This is a genomic window from uncultured Sphingomonas sp. (genome assembly GCF_936927845.1).
In the GTDB taxonomy this organism is placed as follows: Bacteria; Pseudomonadota; Alphaproteobacteria; order Sphingomonadales; family Sphingomonadaceae; genus Sphingomonas.
Genome location: NZ_CAKZHV010000058.1, coordinates 134,241 through 149,168, shown reverse-complemented (window position 1 = coordinate 149,168; position 14,928 = coordinate 134,241). Strand labels below are relative to the sequence as shown.

14 protein-coding genes are annotated in these 14,928 nt (G+C 67.1%); 8 read left to right on the top strand and 6 right to left on the bottom strand.

Features of this window, described 5'->3' with window-relative positions; all coding sequences use genetic code 11:
* Nucleotides 1–5 precede the first annotated feature (5 nt).
* Nucleotides 6–815: a formate dehydrogenase accessory sulfurtransferase FdhD gene (gene fdhD, locus Q0579_RS09740; protein WP_298811734.1), complete on the bottom strand. Its 810-nt coding sequence runs from the start codon at nucleotides 813–815 to the stop codon at nucleotides 6–8.
* Nucleotides 816–982: 167 nt separating this feature from the next.
* Between fdhD and Q0579_RS09735 the strand changes: the two genes are divergently transcribed.
* The gene (locus Q0579_RS09735; protein WP_298811732.1) at nucleotides 983–1,162 is read left to right on the top strand and encodes a hypothetical protein; all 180 of its coding nucleotides are present in this window, start codon (nucleotides 983–985) and stop codon (nucleotides 1,160–1,162) included.
* On the opposite strand, the gene Q0579_RS09730 is transcribed toward Q0579_RS09735, so the two are convergent.
* Both Q0579_RS09730 and gntA read right to left on the bottom strand, forming a co-directional pair.
* Nucleotides 1,134–1,739: an urea carboxylase-associated family protein gene (locus tag Q0579_RS09730; protein WP_298811731.1), complete on the bottom strand. Its 606-nt coding sequence runs from the start codon at nucleotides 1,737–1,739 to the stop codon at nucleotides 1,134–1,136. The two genes, Q0579_RS09735 and Q0579_RS09730, sit on opposite strands and share 29 nt — an antisense overlap.
* Nucleotides 1,736–2,446 (bottom strand): guanitoxin biosynthesis heme-dependent pre-guanitoxin N-hydroxylase GntA, encoded by a 711-nt coding sequence (gene gntA, locus Q0579_RS09725; RefSeq protein ID WP_298811729.1) that lies wholly within the window; start codon nucleotides 2,444–2,446, stop codon nucleotides 1,736–1,738. The genes Q0579_RS09730 and gntA overlap by 4 nt, the downstream gene beginning before the upstream one ends.
* Nucleotides 2,447–2,669: 223 nt before the next feature.
* Here gntA and lptB point away from each other — a divergent pair, with 223 nt between their 5' ends.
* Together lptB and rpoN are read left to right on the top strand one after the other, a co-directional pair.
* Entirely contained in the window at nucleotides 2,670–3,452 is a 783-nt protein-coding gene (gene lptB, locus Q0579_RS09720) for an LPS export ABC transporter ATP-binding protein (protein ID WP_298811727.1), read from the top strand.
* 130 nt (nucleotides 3,453–3,582) lie between these two features.
* Nucleotides 3,583–5,055: an RNA polymerase factor sigma-54 gene (rpoN, locus tag Q0579_RS09715; RefSeq protein ID WP_298811726.1), complete on the top strand. Its 1,473-nt coding sequence runs from the start codon at nucleotides 3,583–3,585 to the stop codon at nucleotides 5,053–5,055.
* 198 nt (nucleotides 5,056–5,253) lie between these two features.
* Here the strand turns inward: rpoN and Q0579_RS09710 are convergent, their stop codons facing one another.
* Both Q0579_RS09710 and Q0579_RS09705 read right to left on the bottom strand, forming a co-directional pair.
* Nucleotides 5,254–7,080: a DUF885 family protein gene (locus Q0579_RS09710; RefSeq protein WP_298811725.1), complete on the bottom strand. Its 1,827-nt coding sequence runs from the start codon at nucleotides 7,078–7,080 to the stop codon at nucleotides 5,254–5,256.
* 23 nt (nucleotides 7,081–7,103) lie between these two features.
* Nucleotides 7,104–8,765: a peptidase S10 gene (locus Q0579_RS09705; protein ID WP_298811724.1), complete on the bottom strand. Its 1,662-nt coding sequence runs from the start codon at nucleotides 8,763–8,765 to the stop codon at nucleotides 7,104–7,106.
* A 128-nt stretch (nucleotides 8,766–8,893) separates the two neighbouring features.
* Between Q0579_RS09705 and Q0579_RS09700 the strand changes: the two genes are divergently transcribed.
* The 3 genes from Q0579_RS09700 to Q0579_RS09690 all read left to right on the top strand — a co-directional run bounded on the left by Q0579_RS09700 (nucleotide 8,894) and on the right by Q0579_RS09690 (nucleotide 11,135).
* A complete protein-coding gene (locus Q0579_RS09700) occupies nucleotides 8,894–10,177 on the top strand; it encodes an amidohydrolase family protein (protein ID WP_298811723.1) in 1,284 nt (427 codons plus the stop codon).
* Nucleotides 10,178–10,261: 84 nt separating this feature from the next.
* Complete coding sequence (locus Q0579_RS09695; protein WP_298811722.1) at nucleotides 10,262–10,711, top strand: DUF983 domain-containing protein; 450 nt, start codon at nucleotides 10,262–10,264, stop codon at nucleotides 10,709–10,711.
* The gene (locus Q0579_RS09690; RefSeq protein ID WP_298811721.1) at nucleotides 10,686–11,135 is read left to right on the top strand and encodes a c-type cytochrome; all 450 of its coding nucleotides are present in this window, start codon (nucleotides 10,686–10,688) and stop codon (nucleotides 11,133–11,135) included. Before Q0579_RS09695 ends, Q0579_RS09690 begins: the two co-directional genes overlap by 26 nt.
* A gap of 21 nt (nucleotides 11,136–11,156) precedes the next feature.
* Here Q0579_RS09690 and Q0579_RS09685 read toward each other — a convergent pair whose 3' ends face one another.
* On the bottom strand, nucleotides 11,157–12,167 hold the full coding sequence (locus Q0579_RS09685) for a ligase-associated DNA damage response exonuclease (protein ID WP_298811720.1): 1,011 nt from the start codon (nucleotides 12,165–12,167) through the stop codon (nucleotides 11,157–11,159).
* Nucleotides 12,168–12,258: 91 nt separating this feature from the next.
* On the opposite strand from Q0579_RS09685, the gene Q0579_RS09680 reads away from it, so the two are divergent.
* Complete coding sequence (locus Q0579_RS09680) at nucleotides 12,259–12,438, top strand: hypothetical protein (RefSeq protein ID WP_298811719.1); 180 nt, start codon at nucleotides 12,259–12,261, stop codon at nucleotides 12,436–12,438.
* A 42-nt stretch (nucleotides 12,439–12,480) separates the two neighbouring features.
* Nucleotides 12,481–14,901 carry a ligase-associated DNA damage response DEXH box helicase gene (locus Q0579_RS09675; protein WP_298811898.1) on the top strand — a complete coding sequence of 807 codons (2,421 nt, stop codon included), beginning with the start codon at nucleotides 12,481–12,483 and terminating at the stop codon, nucleotides 14,899–14,901.
* Nucleotides 14,902–14,928 lie beyond the last annotated feature (27 nt).

Below are 14,928 nucleotides of genomic sequence, written 5' to 3'. Positions count from 1 at the left end.
TGATCCTAACTCACGACGCGGAGAAAAGTACCGGCTGGCACGGGCGACGGGAACAAAACCGCGTCCGATCGCGCGAGGCTGACGAGTGTCAGCCCCGCCTGCGCCGCGCGTGCCAGCGCCAGATCGGTCGCCGCCGACACGGTGACCAGCGCCGGGCATCGCGACAGCGCCGCTTTCTCGACCAGCTCGTACGAGCAGCGCGACGACAGCAAGGCAAAGCCGCCGTCCCATTCCAGCCCGCCGCGCGCCATCGCGCCGATCAGCTTGTCGAACGCATTGTGGCGCCCGACATCCTCGCGGGCGAGGCGGACCTGACCATCCGGCGAACACAGCATCGCCGCGTGCGCCGCGCCGGTGGCCGCATTGAGCGGCTGGTGCGCGCGCATCGCACCCAGTGCGCGAAAGATCGCGGGCGGATCGATCTTGGTCGCGGGCACGTGCGGCAGGTCACGGTGGACCGCCTCGAGATTGTCCATCCCGCACAATCCGCACGAACTGTCGCTCGCGCGCGCACGGACGCGCGCGGCGACCGCGGCGGCACGCGCGGGCGGGACCGACAGCCGCGCGATCCAGCCGAGCGGCGTCTCGAACAGGTCGAGCTCGGCGATCTCATCGTGATCGGGGACGATCCGCTCCGACAGCGCGAAACCGGTGACGAAATCATCCAGGTCGGCGGGGGTCGCCATCATCACCGCATAGCCGACCCCGTTGACCTCGATCGCGATCGGGCATTCGGGCACCGCCGGGCGCGTGATCGCCTGGCACGTGCCATCCGCTGCGACTCGCGTGAAGCCATAGGGGTGGGTCAACGCCATTCACCCGATTGTCGGAACCACCACGAGCCGCAGGAACTCACAAGCTGCGGAGAAACGGTGAGAAATTTTACCCGCTGCTGATACATGTCAATGCGGACCCAAATCGCGGCGTGCACAATGTTCCACAGTCGCCGCGTGACCAGGCGCTCTTCCGAAGGAGCCGGAACATGGGTACCAAAGACGAAATCAGTTTCTGGCGCAATCGTGCCGAACAGGCGCGCGCCATGGCCGACCGGGCGATCACGCCCGCGATCCGGCAGATCCATCTCGCGCGCGCCGATCTCTACGCCGCGCACGTGCGTGACAGCGAGCGGCTGGTCAATCGACCCTATATTCGATCGGCTTGAAGCTGCCACCGTTCGACGCGCCCGCCGAGCAGGCGGTCAGTCCGATGACGAGGTCCATGGCGGCGCGGAACACGATGCGGTCGCCCGCCTTGCTGACGGGCGGCAACACCTGCAACCGACCTGTCGCGCCGTCCACGGGCACGTTCATGAAGCAGTTGAACGCGATCGGGATCATGTCCTCGGTTACGCCATAGGGGGCGAGCGCGGCGGCAAGGTTCCCGAAACAGCCGCGATGCGGCGGCTCGTCGGGGTAGAAATGGTGAAACGTGTCGTAGGAACACGGCGTCAGCAGGAAATCGTGCACGCCAACGTCGTCCGCGACGATCTCCAGCATCGGTCTTGAACGGTTCGAATAGAGCAGGTGCCCGGTCGTCAGCCTGATCGTCTCGGCATAATCGAGCGTCCGCCCCGACGAGATCACCTCGCGCAGGTCGTCGCGGTTATAGGCGAGCAGATCGGCCACCTGCACCCCGCGCGGATCGATCACGGTCAGCATCTGCCCGGCGTCGAGCGTGAAGGCGGTGCCCGAGCGCGGCGGAATCTCGGTCGTGGTGTGGCTAACGTTGACCGCGCTCACTGATCGGTGTCGCCCGAATAATGGAACGGGCAGCGCCATCCGGCCTCGACCACCCGCCCGCTATACTGGCGCGCCTCGCTCGACGCGCCGTGACGCGCGAGCATCGGATTGCGCGACCCCGCGATCGCCTCGTCGCGCACCATGATCTTCTCGCGCATCGTCTCGTATCGTCCCTGCGCGCGCAGCGTCTCGAACTGGTCGTGGAGGTTGAACACCATGGTCGGGCGACCGAAGCGGCGCGCCGGCCGCGAAGCCTGCGGGTGGAGCCCGACGACGAAGAACGCCTCACCACCGAAGCTCAGCGAAAAGTGCGGGTCATCCGGATCGGCGCTGACGCGTGTGTCGTAATCCTGCCCGCGCCACACGTCCTTGTCCGACAGCGACTGGATACGTGTCCACAAGGCCTGCTCGAACGTCGCCTCGTCGAGATCATCGGGCCCTTCGAACACCACCGCGAAGCTGCGGAACAGGCCTGGTTCGTCACGGTACGCCTGCGCGAACCGCATCAGCCCGTCGTGGATGCGCAGATCGTCCCACGAACTGTCGATGCGATTGCACGCCAGCACCTGCAACGTCCCCTTGGCAAGCGCCGCCTTCGCGCCGACGCACGGAAAGGCACGATCGTCGACATGGGCGTGCATCATGGCTTCGAGTTCCGCCTGCGCCGAGTGGCGCCAAGGGAACATCGGGGTATCTGGCATAGGCATGGGAAGGCCATACGGGCGACTCGCGCGCGCAGTTCCAACGTATCGTGCTGATCTCAATCAACATAGCAGATTGAAAAAACAGGCAGTTGCGCGCCGGCGCTTCGAACGGGAGGCCGATGTAGCCCGCTTTGCGACCGATGCGGTTTGGCGTAGAGCGTGCAACAGGAAGCCGCGCCGTTTGCGTCTTCCGCTCGATCCGGTTTTCACAAGAGTGCCCGCGCGCATGGCCACCACGCTAGATCATGGTCTGGACGACGTTGAAGCGATCCACGAGGCGCCGGTCAGCCACGGGCTGCAGGTCGTCTCGATCGCCAAGTCCTACGACAAGCGTACGGTGCTGACCGACGTGTCGGTGTCGGTCGGGCGCGGCGAAGTGATCGGGCTGCTCGGTCCCAACGGCGCGGGCAAGACGACGTGCTTCTACTCGGTGATGGGGCTGGTGAAGCCCGATGCCGGGCGCATCATGCTCGACGGCGACGACATCACCGGGCTGCCGATGTACCGCCGCGCGATCCTGGGGCTCGGATACCTGCCGCAGGAAACTTCGATCTTTCGCGGGCTGTCGGTCGAGAAGAACATCATGACCGTGCTCGAACTGTCCGAGCCCGACGCGGCGGCGCGCGGCGCGAAGCTGGAAAAGCTGCTCGACGAATTCGGGCTGACGCGATTGCGCGACGCGCCCGCGATGGCACTGTCGGGCGGCGAGCGGCGGCGCGCCGAGATCGCGCGGGCACTCGCGGCCGATCCGTCGATCATGCTGCTCGACGAACCGTTCGCGGGCATCGACCCGATCTCGATCGCCGACATCCGCGACCTGGTGAAGGATCTGAAGCGCCGCGACATCGGCGTGCTGATCACCGACCACAACGTGCGCGAAACGCTCGACATCGTCGACCGAGCCTACATCATCTACGACGGGCGCGTGCTGTTCACCGGCAGCCCGGAGGAACTGGTCGCCGACGCCAACGTGCGGCGGCTCTACCTCGGCGAAGGCTTCACGCTGTAGCCATGGGCTGGTCAAGGTTCGTGCGGTACCGGCCCGCTCCCTCGCCCGAGCGTTCCGTCGGTATGCTGTCCGGGCGGTCGGGTGGGGGAGTGGGCCGGTGCCGCGCTCGCGTGAGCGAGCCTGACCAACGATGAGCCTCGCGCCGCGGCTCGACCTGCGCCAGTCGCAGTCTTTGGTGATGACGCCGCAGTTGCAGCAGGCGATCAAGCTGCTGGCGCTGTCGAACCTGGAGATCGAAGGCGTGATCGCGGAGGAGGTCGAGAAGAACCCCCTGCTCGAAACCGCATCCGCCGCCGACGACGCGCCCGTGGTCGCACCCGACACATCAGCACCGACGCGCGAGGAACCCGCGGGTGCCGACGAACTGGTAATGGCGGGCGAGGCCGCGGGCGAGGCGCTCGACGTCGACATCGCGGCGGAGCGGTTCGACGATAGCCCGTCGGACGGTGGCACCTCGCTGGTTCCTAGCGGCGGCAGCGTGTCGGGCGGCGAGATGCCCGACCTCGACGCCTTCGCCGATACGCGCGCGGAGAGTCTCGCCGACCATCTGCTCGCCCAGGCGGGCACCGCCTTTTCGGCAGGCGACCTGTTCATCGCGCAGCACCTGATCGATCACATCGACGAGGCGGGATATCTCCAGGTCCGCTTGCTCGAGGTCGCGCAGCGGTTGGGTGTGCCGCTGTCGCAGGTCGAGGCGGTGCTTTCCACCATCCAGACGTTCGATCCGACCGGCGTTGGCGCGCGCGATCTGGCGGAATGCCTCGCGCTTCAGGCCAGGGAGGCCGACCGCTACGATCCGTGCATGGCGCGGTTGATCGACAACCTGGACCTGCTCGCGCGCGGCGAGTTGTCGCGCCTAAAACGGCTGTGCCACGTCGACGACGAGGACATGGCCGACATGATCCGCGAGCTGCGCGGCTATGATCCCAAACCCGGCTGCCGCTTCGGCGGCGAGGTCGCGCCCGCGGTCGTCCCCGATGTCTACGTGACGCGCGCGGCAAAGGGCTGGAACGTCGAGATCAACGGCGCGACGCTGCCGCGCGTGCTGATCAACCGGCGCTATCATGCCCAGCTTGCCGCGGGCGCACAGGACAAGGCGTCCAAGGCGTGGCTCGGCGATCAGCTCGCCAGCGCCAACTGGCTGGTCAAGGCGCTCGACCAGCGGCAGCGCACGATCATCCGCGTCGCGACCGAGCTGGTGCGTCAGCAGGAGGCGTTCTTCCTGCACGGCGTATCGCACCTGCGCCCGCTCACCCTGTCGCGCATCGCCGAGGCGATCGACATGCACGAGTCGACCGTCAGCCGCGTGACCTCGAACAAATATCTCTCGTGCGCGCGCGGGCTGTTCGAGCTCAAATACTTCTTCACCTCCGCGATCCAGTCGGCCGACGGCGGCGACGCGGTGTCGGCGGAGGCGGTGAAAAGCGCGATCCGCGCGCTGATCGCGAACGAAGGCGCCAAGATCCTGTCGGACGACACGTTGGTCGAACTGCTCAATGCCAAGGGCTTCGACATCGCGCGCCGCACGGTCGCGAAATATCGCGAGGCGATGGGAATCGGCAGCTCGGTCCAGCGCCGCCGCGCCCGCGCGCTGGCGGGTTAAGCCACCTAGGTCACCCCGGACTTGATCCGGGGTCCCCGCTTGTACGCGACGAAGGCAGCGGCATTTCGGGTCGAGCCCGGGATGACGAGTTTTCAGAGGTTGCGGTCCTCGTCGATCCGATACGCCGCCGCAGCTACCAACATCTTATCCACAGCTTATGAACAGCCGACCGACACGCCGCGATCGGCTGTCACACCCTCACCCCTTCTTCGCCGCGATGTAGCGGTCGACCTGCTCCTCCAGCACGTCGAGCGGCAGCGCGCCCTGCGCCAGCACCGCCTCGTGGAAGTCGCGGATGTCGAACTTCGGCCCCAGCGCGCGCTCGGCCTTGGCGCGCAGCTCGGTGATCCTGAGTTGGCCAATCTTGTACGCGGTCGCCTGCCCCGGCCAGTTGATGTAGCGATCGACCTCGCGCGCGATGTCGGTGTCGCTGACCGAGCTGTTGGCCTTGAAGTATGCGATCGCCTGCGCGCGGGTCCAGCGCTTGGAATGAATGCCGGTGTCGAGCACCAGCCGGATCGCGCGCCACATCTGGAGCGAGAGCATCCCGAACTCGGAATACGGGTCCTTGTACGCCCCCATCTCCTTCGCCAGCCGCTCGGTGTAGAGCCCCCACCCCTCGGCATAAGCGCCGTAGCCGCCGAAGCGGCGGAACTTGGGCAGCCCTTCAAGCTCCATCGCGCGCGCGATCTGGAAATGGTGGCCGGGCGCGCCCTCGTGGACCGAGATGCCCGCCATCTGCACCTTCTGCGTCTGGTTCATGTCGACCAGATTGACGTAATAGACGCCGGGGCGCGAACCGTCGGGCGCGGGCTGGTTGTAGAAAGCGGTCGGCGCGGTCGCCTCGCGCCATTTCTCGACCGCGCGCACTTCCAGCTTCGCCTTGGGCAAATGGCTGAACCAGCGCGGCGCCTTTGCCATCATGTCCGCGATCACCGCGCGCGCGTCGGACAGATACTGTTCGCGGCCCGCCTCGGTGTTGGGATATTTGAACTTCGGATCGGTGCGGATGTAGTTGAAGAACTCGGGCAACGTGCCGGTAAAGCCGACCTGCCGCTTGATCGCCTCCATCTCGCGCCCGATCGAGGCGACTTGGTCAAGCCCGATCTGATGGATCTGGTCCGCGGTCAGGTCGGTCGTCGTCGTCGCACGCAGCCGCTGCTGATAATAAGCCGCACCGTCGGGCAGGCTCCACGCGCCATTGTCGCCTTTCGCCATCGGCTCGACCGCGTCGAGGGCTGCGAACATCACGTCGTAACCGCGCTTGAACGGACCCGTCATCGCCGCGACCGCATCGGCGACGAGCTTGTCCTTCTCGGCCTGCGGGATCTGCAGCGCGGCGACCTTCTTCTTAAAGTCGGCAAGAACCGCCGTGTCCGGTCCGGTCGTGAACGGCGCACCCGTCACCACCTTGGTCGCGTCGGCGCGGACGGGGGCGAAGTTGAGCTTGGGCGGGACGATCCCTTTGGCCGCGCGCGCGCGCAGCTCGGCCGCGCTCTCGCGCATCACGCGCTCGGTATCGCGCAGCCGCGCGATGTACGCGCGCGCGTCATCGGCCGAGTCGATGCGATGGTTGTTGATCAGGAACACCGGCACCTCGCCCATCGGGCTGCCGTTGGTCGAGATGATGTAGCCGTGATCGCGGAAGCGGAACGCCTCGCGCGCCTGCTCGGCCTGTTGCTCGAACAGGCGGTAGCTCAGCCGCGCACTTGTCCCCAACCGCGCGGGGCTGAACTGCGCGCGCATCTGCTTGAGCTGGCGCTCACCCAGCTCGCGGCTCTTGACCGCCGCGGCATCGGTGTAATCGTCGAGGCGATCGTAGTTGGTCTTCAACCCCAGGCTGGTCTGCGCCTCTGGGCTGAGCGCGACCTGCTCGTCGAACGCGCGGTCGAGGAACGCGACCAGGCGCGCGTCCTCCGCGGCGGTGCTGCTGGCGGCGACCGGTGCTGCGGCGGGACGGGTCTGCGCGGAGGTGGACGCGGCCGCGCTGGCGAGCAGCACCAGCGTCAGGTGACGGATCGACATATCTTCTCCCCTTTGTCTCGTTATCAGTTCGGCGGCGTCGCTTGCGCCGCCGACAGGCTGGCGGGCTGCGCGGGCGTGCCGTTGCGGGCATCGCTCACCGCCTCGTCGTACCATGCCGACAGGTCGCGCTTCATCGCGTGCAGCGCCTCGGGGTTGAGGTACGTCATGTGCCCGGCCGGGTAGTAAGTGAACTTGAGGTTCTGCTGCTGCGCGGGTTCGAGCATCATGTGGCCGAGGTCGTTCTCGGTCCCGAAGAACGGCGTCGCCATGTCGTACCAGCCGTTCATCGACAGGACGTGAAGGTACGGATTGGCGCGCATCGCCGCGGCGAGATCGACCGCGGTGTTGGGATTGTTCTGCATCGCGCCATACCCGCCGCCGGGCGCACGGTGCTTCCAGTTCCAGTCCCATCCGGCCGCGTCGCGCGCGGACAGGCGGTAGGGCATGTCGGTCTTGTAGCCGAGCGTGTGCGTCGCATAATCGTTGAACGTCGCGATGAACGCGCCCGAGATCGCGTCGGACGAGGCGTCCGTTTCCGGCCGCTCGCCCGCCGCATCCGCGTCGAGCCCGGTGTAGCGCGAATCGAACCGTCCGATCGTCTGCCGGGTGCCGCGCAGCAGCTCCTTTTGGAACCGCGGCAGATCGACGCGTAGGTTCGATCGGATGATGAACTCCGGGCTGAGCCCGGTCAGCTCGCTCATCCGCCGCGCGACCGCGTCGCGCTCCTGCACCGAGATGTTCTGCCCCTTGGCAAGCGCGGACATATAGGGGCCGGTCGCGAAGTCGCGCGCCTGTTGCACGATCGTCGCGACGTCGGCCGGGCGGTTGGGGACGCGATTATGGTACCACGCCGTTGCGGCGTAGCTCGGCAGGTAATTGAGATAGACCTGATCGAGCCCAGGCTGGCGATAGCCGTAGTTCATGATCGAGGACAGCAGCACGACGCCGTTCAGCGCCATGCCGCGATCCTGCAACTGATATGCCAGCGCGCCCGAGCGCAGCGTGCCGTAGCTTTCGCCGAAGATGAATTTGGGCGAATTCCAGCGGCCGTACTTGGTCGAGTAGCGGATGATCGCCTTGGCAAAGGCGTCGGCATCCTCGTCGGTACCGTAGAAGGCGCTGGGCTTCATGTCGCCCAAGGGCCGCGAATAGCCCGCGCCGATCGCGTCGAGGAACACCATGTCGGTCTTGTCGAGCAACGTGTCGGGATTGGGGCCGAAATCGTACGGCGCGGGGCGGATCGATTCGGGGTTGCCGGTCCGCAACCGCACCGGCGCGAACGACCCCATGTGGAGCCAGAAGGTCGGGCTGCCCGGTCCGCCGTTGTAGAAATAGGTGATCGGGCGTTTTGTGCCCGGCTTCGTTCCGTCGAGCGTGTAGGCGGTGTAGAACATCGACGCGGTGGGTTTTCCTTCCGTGTCGCGCAGCGTCAGCGTCCCCGCGGTCGCGGTATAGCCCAGCCGCTTGCCCGCGACCGTCACGTTGCCGCGCGACACCTCGGCGCGCTCGGCAACGGGGGCGCTGGCGTAATCGGCCTCGACCGCGTCGCGCTGCACCTCGGCATTGGTACGGCCGGGCTTTTCCTTCACCGGCGTCTTGTCGGCGGCGGCGCGGTCTTGCGCCATCCCGGCAGTGCTGACGGTCACACCCGCGCTCAGCAGCAACAGCGACGCCAATCGGAACATGCGCGAACCCCCTTCAACCATCTTGTTTGCACGCAGCCTAGGCCAGCATCCTTCACCCATTCAAGCGAAAGCACTTGTGCGGCGCCCCGCGCGCGGCAAGGCTGCGCGCAACAGGGGAAGGGTTTCACATGCATCGTCTGTCCGCGCTGCTCGGCGCCACCATGCTCGCGCTCTCGCCGCTCGCCGCGGAGGCGCGCACCGTTGTCGTCACCGCCGCGCACATGATTGACGTGCTGTCGGGCCGCCGCGTCGACGACGCGCAGGTGGTGGTGACCGACGGCCGGATCACCGCAGTCGGGCGCCGCGGCGATGCGGTGCCCACGGGGGCGGAGCGGATCGACCTCGGTGCACGCACGCTGCTGCCCGGGCTGATCGACATGCACGTCCACCTGACCAGCGACCCGCGGCTGTCGGGATACCGCGGGCTGGAGTTCACCGACAATTTCGCCACCGTGGTCGGCGTCGCCAATGCAAGGAAGACGCTCGACGCCGGCTTCACCACCGTGCGCAACGTTGGGTCGGGCAATTACGACGACGTGGCCTTGAAGCAGGGGATCGAGGGCGGATATGTGCCCGGCCCGCGCATCGTCCCCGCAGGCTATGCGCTGGGCGCGACCGGCGGTCACTGCGACGCGACCGAGGCGCTGCCGCCGTCCTTCGCGGCTGTCCCCAACCCCAGCGTCGCCGACACGCCCGACGGTTATCGCAAGCTGGTGCGCATGATGCGCAAATACGGCGCGGAGGTGATCAAGATCTGCGCCACCGGCGGCGTGCTGTCGAAGCGCGACTCGCCCGGCGCGCAGCAGATGAGCTACCCTGAGATGAAGGCGGTGACCGACGAGGCGCACATGCTCGGCATGCGCGTCGCCGCACACGCGCACGGCACCGCGGGCATCAACGACGCGCTGCGCGCGGGCGTCGACACGATCGAGCACGCCAGCCTCGCCGACCAGGAATCGTTCAAGCTCGCGCGCGAGCATGGCGCGTGGTTCAGCATGGACATCTACAACGACGACTACATCCTGGCCGAAGGTGCGAAGAACGGCGCCTTTCCCGAAAGTCTGGAGAAGGAAAAGGTGATCGGCCGCAAGCAGCGCGAGACGTTCCGCGCCGCGCACGCCGCCGGCGTGAAGATGGTGTTCGGCACCGACGGCGGCGTTTATCCCAACGGCGACAATGCGCGGCAGTTCGCCAAGATGGTCGAATGGGGCATGACGCCGATGCAGGCGATCCAGGCGGCGACGAAGAACGCCGCCGAGGCACTCAATCGCAGCGACGTCGGCGCGATCGCGCCCGGCCGCTACGGCGACCTCATCGCGGTCGACGGCGATCCGCTGTCGGACGTGCGCACGCTCGAGCATGTCGCGTTCGTGATGAAGGGTGGCGAGGTCGAGCGCGCGCCGGCACGCTGAGGCAGACGGGCGCGGCAACGTGGATCAGCCATTCGCCGCCGCGCCACCCTCGCCTTTGCGACCGCGAGCGCCCATCTGACTGACATGAACGAGCCCGAGACACCGCCCGCCGAGCGCCCGTCGCCGCTCAAGTGGATCCTGCACTGCGGATTGAAGGGGCTTTGCCCGCGCTGCGGCGAGGGGCGGCTGTTCTCCTCCTGGCTCAAGATCGCGCCCAAGTGCGACCGCTGCGGGCTCGATTACCGCTTTGCTGCGGCGGACGATGGGCCTGCGTTCTTCTCGTTATGCATCATCGCGCTGCCGCTGACCTTTATCGTGGTGTGGATACAGGTGGCGTATGATCCGCCGGCGTGGGTGCATCTCGTCACCTCGGTGCCGATCATGGTGCTCGGCTGCCTGTTGCCGCTGCGCCCGATCAAGGGCTGCCTCGTCGCGTCGCAATACGTCAACCGCGCGCAGGAGGCGGGGACCGGGGGATTGTGGGCGAAACTGGAGGGACGTGACGCGGATGCGGGCGGCAGTTCGTTCGACTAGCCTCGCGCTCGCGGCATCGCTCGCCGCCTGTGCGCCCGCCGCGCGCGACCGCGGCGTCTCACCCGATGCGCCGCTGCCCGCGCGGATGAAGGTGGCGGACGCGGGTGCCGGGCGCGCGGTGTTTCGCCAGTGCGCCGCCTGCCACACGATCAACGAGGGTACGGGCGATCGCGACGGCCCCAATCTGTACGGCGTCACGCGCGCGCAGGTTGGGCATAACAGCCAGCGCTTCGGCTACACGGCCGCGCTGCAATCGGTCGGCGGCAGGTGGACGTGCGCGCGGTTGGATCGCTGGCTGACCAACCCTGCCGCATTCGTGCCAGGTACGTCGATGCGCTTTCCGGGCCTGCGCAACGGGCTCGACCGCGCCGACGTGATCGCGTTCCTCTACGCCAACGGCGGCGGCACACCGGACTGCCGCTGACCGTGACGCTGACGGTGGCGGCTAGTCGTCCTCGTCCTCGAACCCGGCGAGCGCCAGCGCGCGCGCGCGGATCTGACGCGTCATGCACCAGTGGACCAGCGCGTCCTCGCGGCCGTGCGTCACCCATACCTCCTTGGGGCTGATCTCGAGCAGCGTCGTCGTCAGCTCATCCCAATCGGCATGGTCGGACAGGATCAGTGGCAGTTCGACGTTCTTCTGCCGTGCACGTTGCCGCACGCGCATCCACCCGCTTGCCATCGCGGTGATCGGATCGGGCAGTCGCCTGGACCAACGGTCGTTGAGCGCGCCAGGCGGGCACATCACGACGTGCCCCGCCATCTCCGCCTTGCTCGCGTCCGCGACCGCGCGCAGCTCGCCCAGCCGCACGCCCTGCTCGACATAAAGGTCGCACAAGCGTTGCAGCGCGCCGTGCAGGTAGATCGGCGCCTCGTGGCCGCGTTCGCGCAATTCCGCGATCACGCGCTGTGCCTTGCCGAGCGCATAGGCGCCGACGAGCACGCAGCGCGTCGGATTGGCGTGCAGCGCCGCGATCAGCTTGTCGATCTCGTCGCCCGTATCGGGATGACGGAAGACAGGAAGTCCGAAGGTCGCCTCGGTCACGAACACGTCGCATTTGACCGGCTCGAAGGGCGTGCAGGTCGGATCGCTGCGGCGCTTGTAGTCGCCCGACACGACGACGCGCTCGCCGCGGTAATCGAGCACGATCTGCGCCGAGCCGAGTACGTGACCGGCGGGAACGTAGCCGACCTCGACCTCGCCCATGCGAATCGTTTCGCCGTACTGCACCGGGTGCGCGGATTGCTGGCCGTAGCGCACGTCCATGATCGCCAGCGTCTCGGGCGTCGCCCACACCGCGCCGTGTCCGCCGCGCGCGTGATCGGCGTGTCCGTGCGTCACCAGCGCGCGCGGTTGCGGGGTCGAGGGGTCGATCCACGCGTCGGCCGGGCGCACGTAGATGCCGTGCGGGTGCGGCTCGATCCAGTCGCCCAAGGTCTGCGCGCGCGTCGTCATGCCTTTCTCAACCGGCGGGCATGGGTACGCGTTCCGGGATCGAATCGATCGACGCACACGTTGGATGCGCACATGATCGGGAGAAACGCGGATGTTCGGTGACAGTCTGATGGCGATCGTCGTTATCCTGGGCTTCGTGATACTGGGCGGCGCGATGCTGTTCGCCAAATTGCGCAACAAGCAGACCCCGGCCGAGATACGCCGGACAGAGGAAGCAACGCGGCGCAATTATCATGAGCAATCGGCCGAGGACCGCGCGCGTACGCCGTGATCGCGCTTGCCTGACACGTTCGAGGCGCGATCTGCGGAAGCGATGATCGCGCATGATGACCAACTGCCCGCCGCGCTGACGCGCTGGTTCGATGCGCGCGGATGGCAGCCGCGTCGGCACCAGCTCGATATGCTGGTTCAGGCACGCCGCGGACGCTCCGCGTTGCTGGTCGCGACCACTGGCGCGGGCAAGACCCTGGCCGGATTTCTGCCGACACTCGCCGACCTGATCGAGCAGCCGACCGAAGGGCTCCACACGCTCTACGTCTCGCCGCTGAAGGCGCTGGCGGTCGACATCCAGCGCAACCTCGTCACCCCGATCGACGAAATGGGGCTCGACATTCGGGTCGAGACGCGGACCGGCGACACGCCGTCCGACCGCAAGGCACGCCAGCGTGTCAAGCCGCCGCAGATCCTGCTGACGACGCCTGAGTCGCTCTCGCTGCTGCTGAGCTATCCCGACAGTTTCACGATGTTCGCGCAGTTGCGCACGATCGTCGTCGACGAGGTCCACGCCTTTGCCACCGGCAAGCGCGGCGACCTGTTGTCGCTGTGCATGGCGCGGTTGCAGCGGATCGCGCCCGACATGCGCCGCGTCGCGCTGTCCGCGACCGTCGCCGACCCCGACGGCTATCGCGCCTGGCTCGCCCCCGACGGCGACATCGATCGCGTGAGCCTGGTGCAGGGCGACGGCGGTGCCGACCCGAATATCGCCATCCTGCTGCCCGAGGACCGCGTACCCTGGGCGGGTCATTCGGGCCGCTACGCTGCAGCGCAGGTGATGGCGGAGATCGCGCGCAATCGCACCAGCATCATCTTCTGCAACACACGCAGCCTCGCCGAACTGATCTTCCAGGATCTGTGGAAATCGAACACCGACCAGTTGCCGATCGGCATCCATCACGGCAGTCTGGAGAAAGAGGCACGCCGCAAGGTCGAGGCGGCGATGGCGTCGGGGCGGTTGCGCGCCTTGGTTGCGACCTCCAGCCTCGACCTCGGCGTCGACTGGGGCGACGTCGATTGCGTAATCCAGATGGGCGCGCCCAAGGGGTCGTCGCGGTTGCTCCAGCGGATCGGGCGGTCGAACCACCGATTGGATGAATCGTCGCGCGCGCTGGTCGTGCCCGGCAACCGCTTCGAATATCTCGAAGCACGCGCTGCACTGGATGCGGTCGAGGCGGGTGAGCTCGATCCCGACATCTTCCGCATGGGCGCGCTCGACGTGCTGGCGCAGCATCTGATGGCGTGCGCCTGCGCCGCGCCGTTCGATCAGGCCGCGATGCTGGATGAGGTGCGTTCCGCCCTTCCCTATTCGGCGCTCTCTGATGAGCTATTCGACCGCGTGCTCGGCTTCATCCGCGACGGCGGATATTCCCTGCGCGCGTACGACCGGTTCAAGCGCCTGACGCAGGATGCGGACGGCCTTTGGCGCGTCAGCCACCCGCGTTTCGTCGCGCAGCATCGCCTGAACGCCGGGATTATCGTCGAGGCGACGATGCTCAAGGTGCGGTTCCGCAACGGCCGCGCGCTCGGCAAGGTCGAGGAAGGCTTCGCCTCCACCCTCTCCAACGGCGACACCTTCTTCTTCGCTGGATTGAGCCTCGAGGTCGAGAAGATCGATACCGAGGATCTGATCGTCCGCGCGACCAGTCGCCCCGCGCGCATCCCGACCTACGGTGGTAGCCGGATGCCCTTGTCGACCAGCCTCGCCGATCGCGTCCGCGGTTTCCTCGCGAGCCCGTCCGAATGGCACCGCTTCCCGCCCGATGTGCGCGAATGGCTTGAGATACAGGACCGCCGCTCGGTGTTGCCGCGCCCCGACCAGTTGCTGGTCGAGACATTCGTGCGCGAAGGGCGACATTACATGGTCGCGTACAGTTTCGAAGGGTGGAACGCGCACCAGTCGCTCGGCATGCTCGTCACCAAGCGGATGGAGACAATGGGGCTGAAACCGCTCGGCTTCGTCGCCAACGATTACGCGCTGGCGTGCTTCGGCCTCGAAAAGATCACCGATCCCGCCGCCTTGTTCTCCGCCGACATCTTGGAGGACGAATTCGTCGAGTGGGTCGAACGCTCGCACCTGCTCAAGCGCGCCTTCCGCGAGGTCGCGGTGATCGGAGGCCTCGTTGAACGCCAGCATCCAGGCAAGCGCAAAACCGGCAAGCAGGTCACCTTCTCGACCGACCTGATCTACGATGTGCTGCGCCAGTACGAACCGAGCCACGTGTTGCTGCAGGCGGCGTGGAACGACGCGCGCGCACGAATGACCGATGTCGGGCGGCTCGCCAGCCTGCTCGAGCGCGCCGCCGATACGATGGTTCACGTCGACCTGCCGCGCGTCTCGCCGCTCGCGGTGCCGGTGCTGGTGCTGATCGGGCGCGAGCGTGTCTCGACCAACAGCGCCGACGACGCGTTGCTGATCGAGGCCGAGGCGCTGGCGCAGGAAGCGATGGCGATCGAGTAAGGCAACCCCGCGTTGACGTGGCGGCGG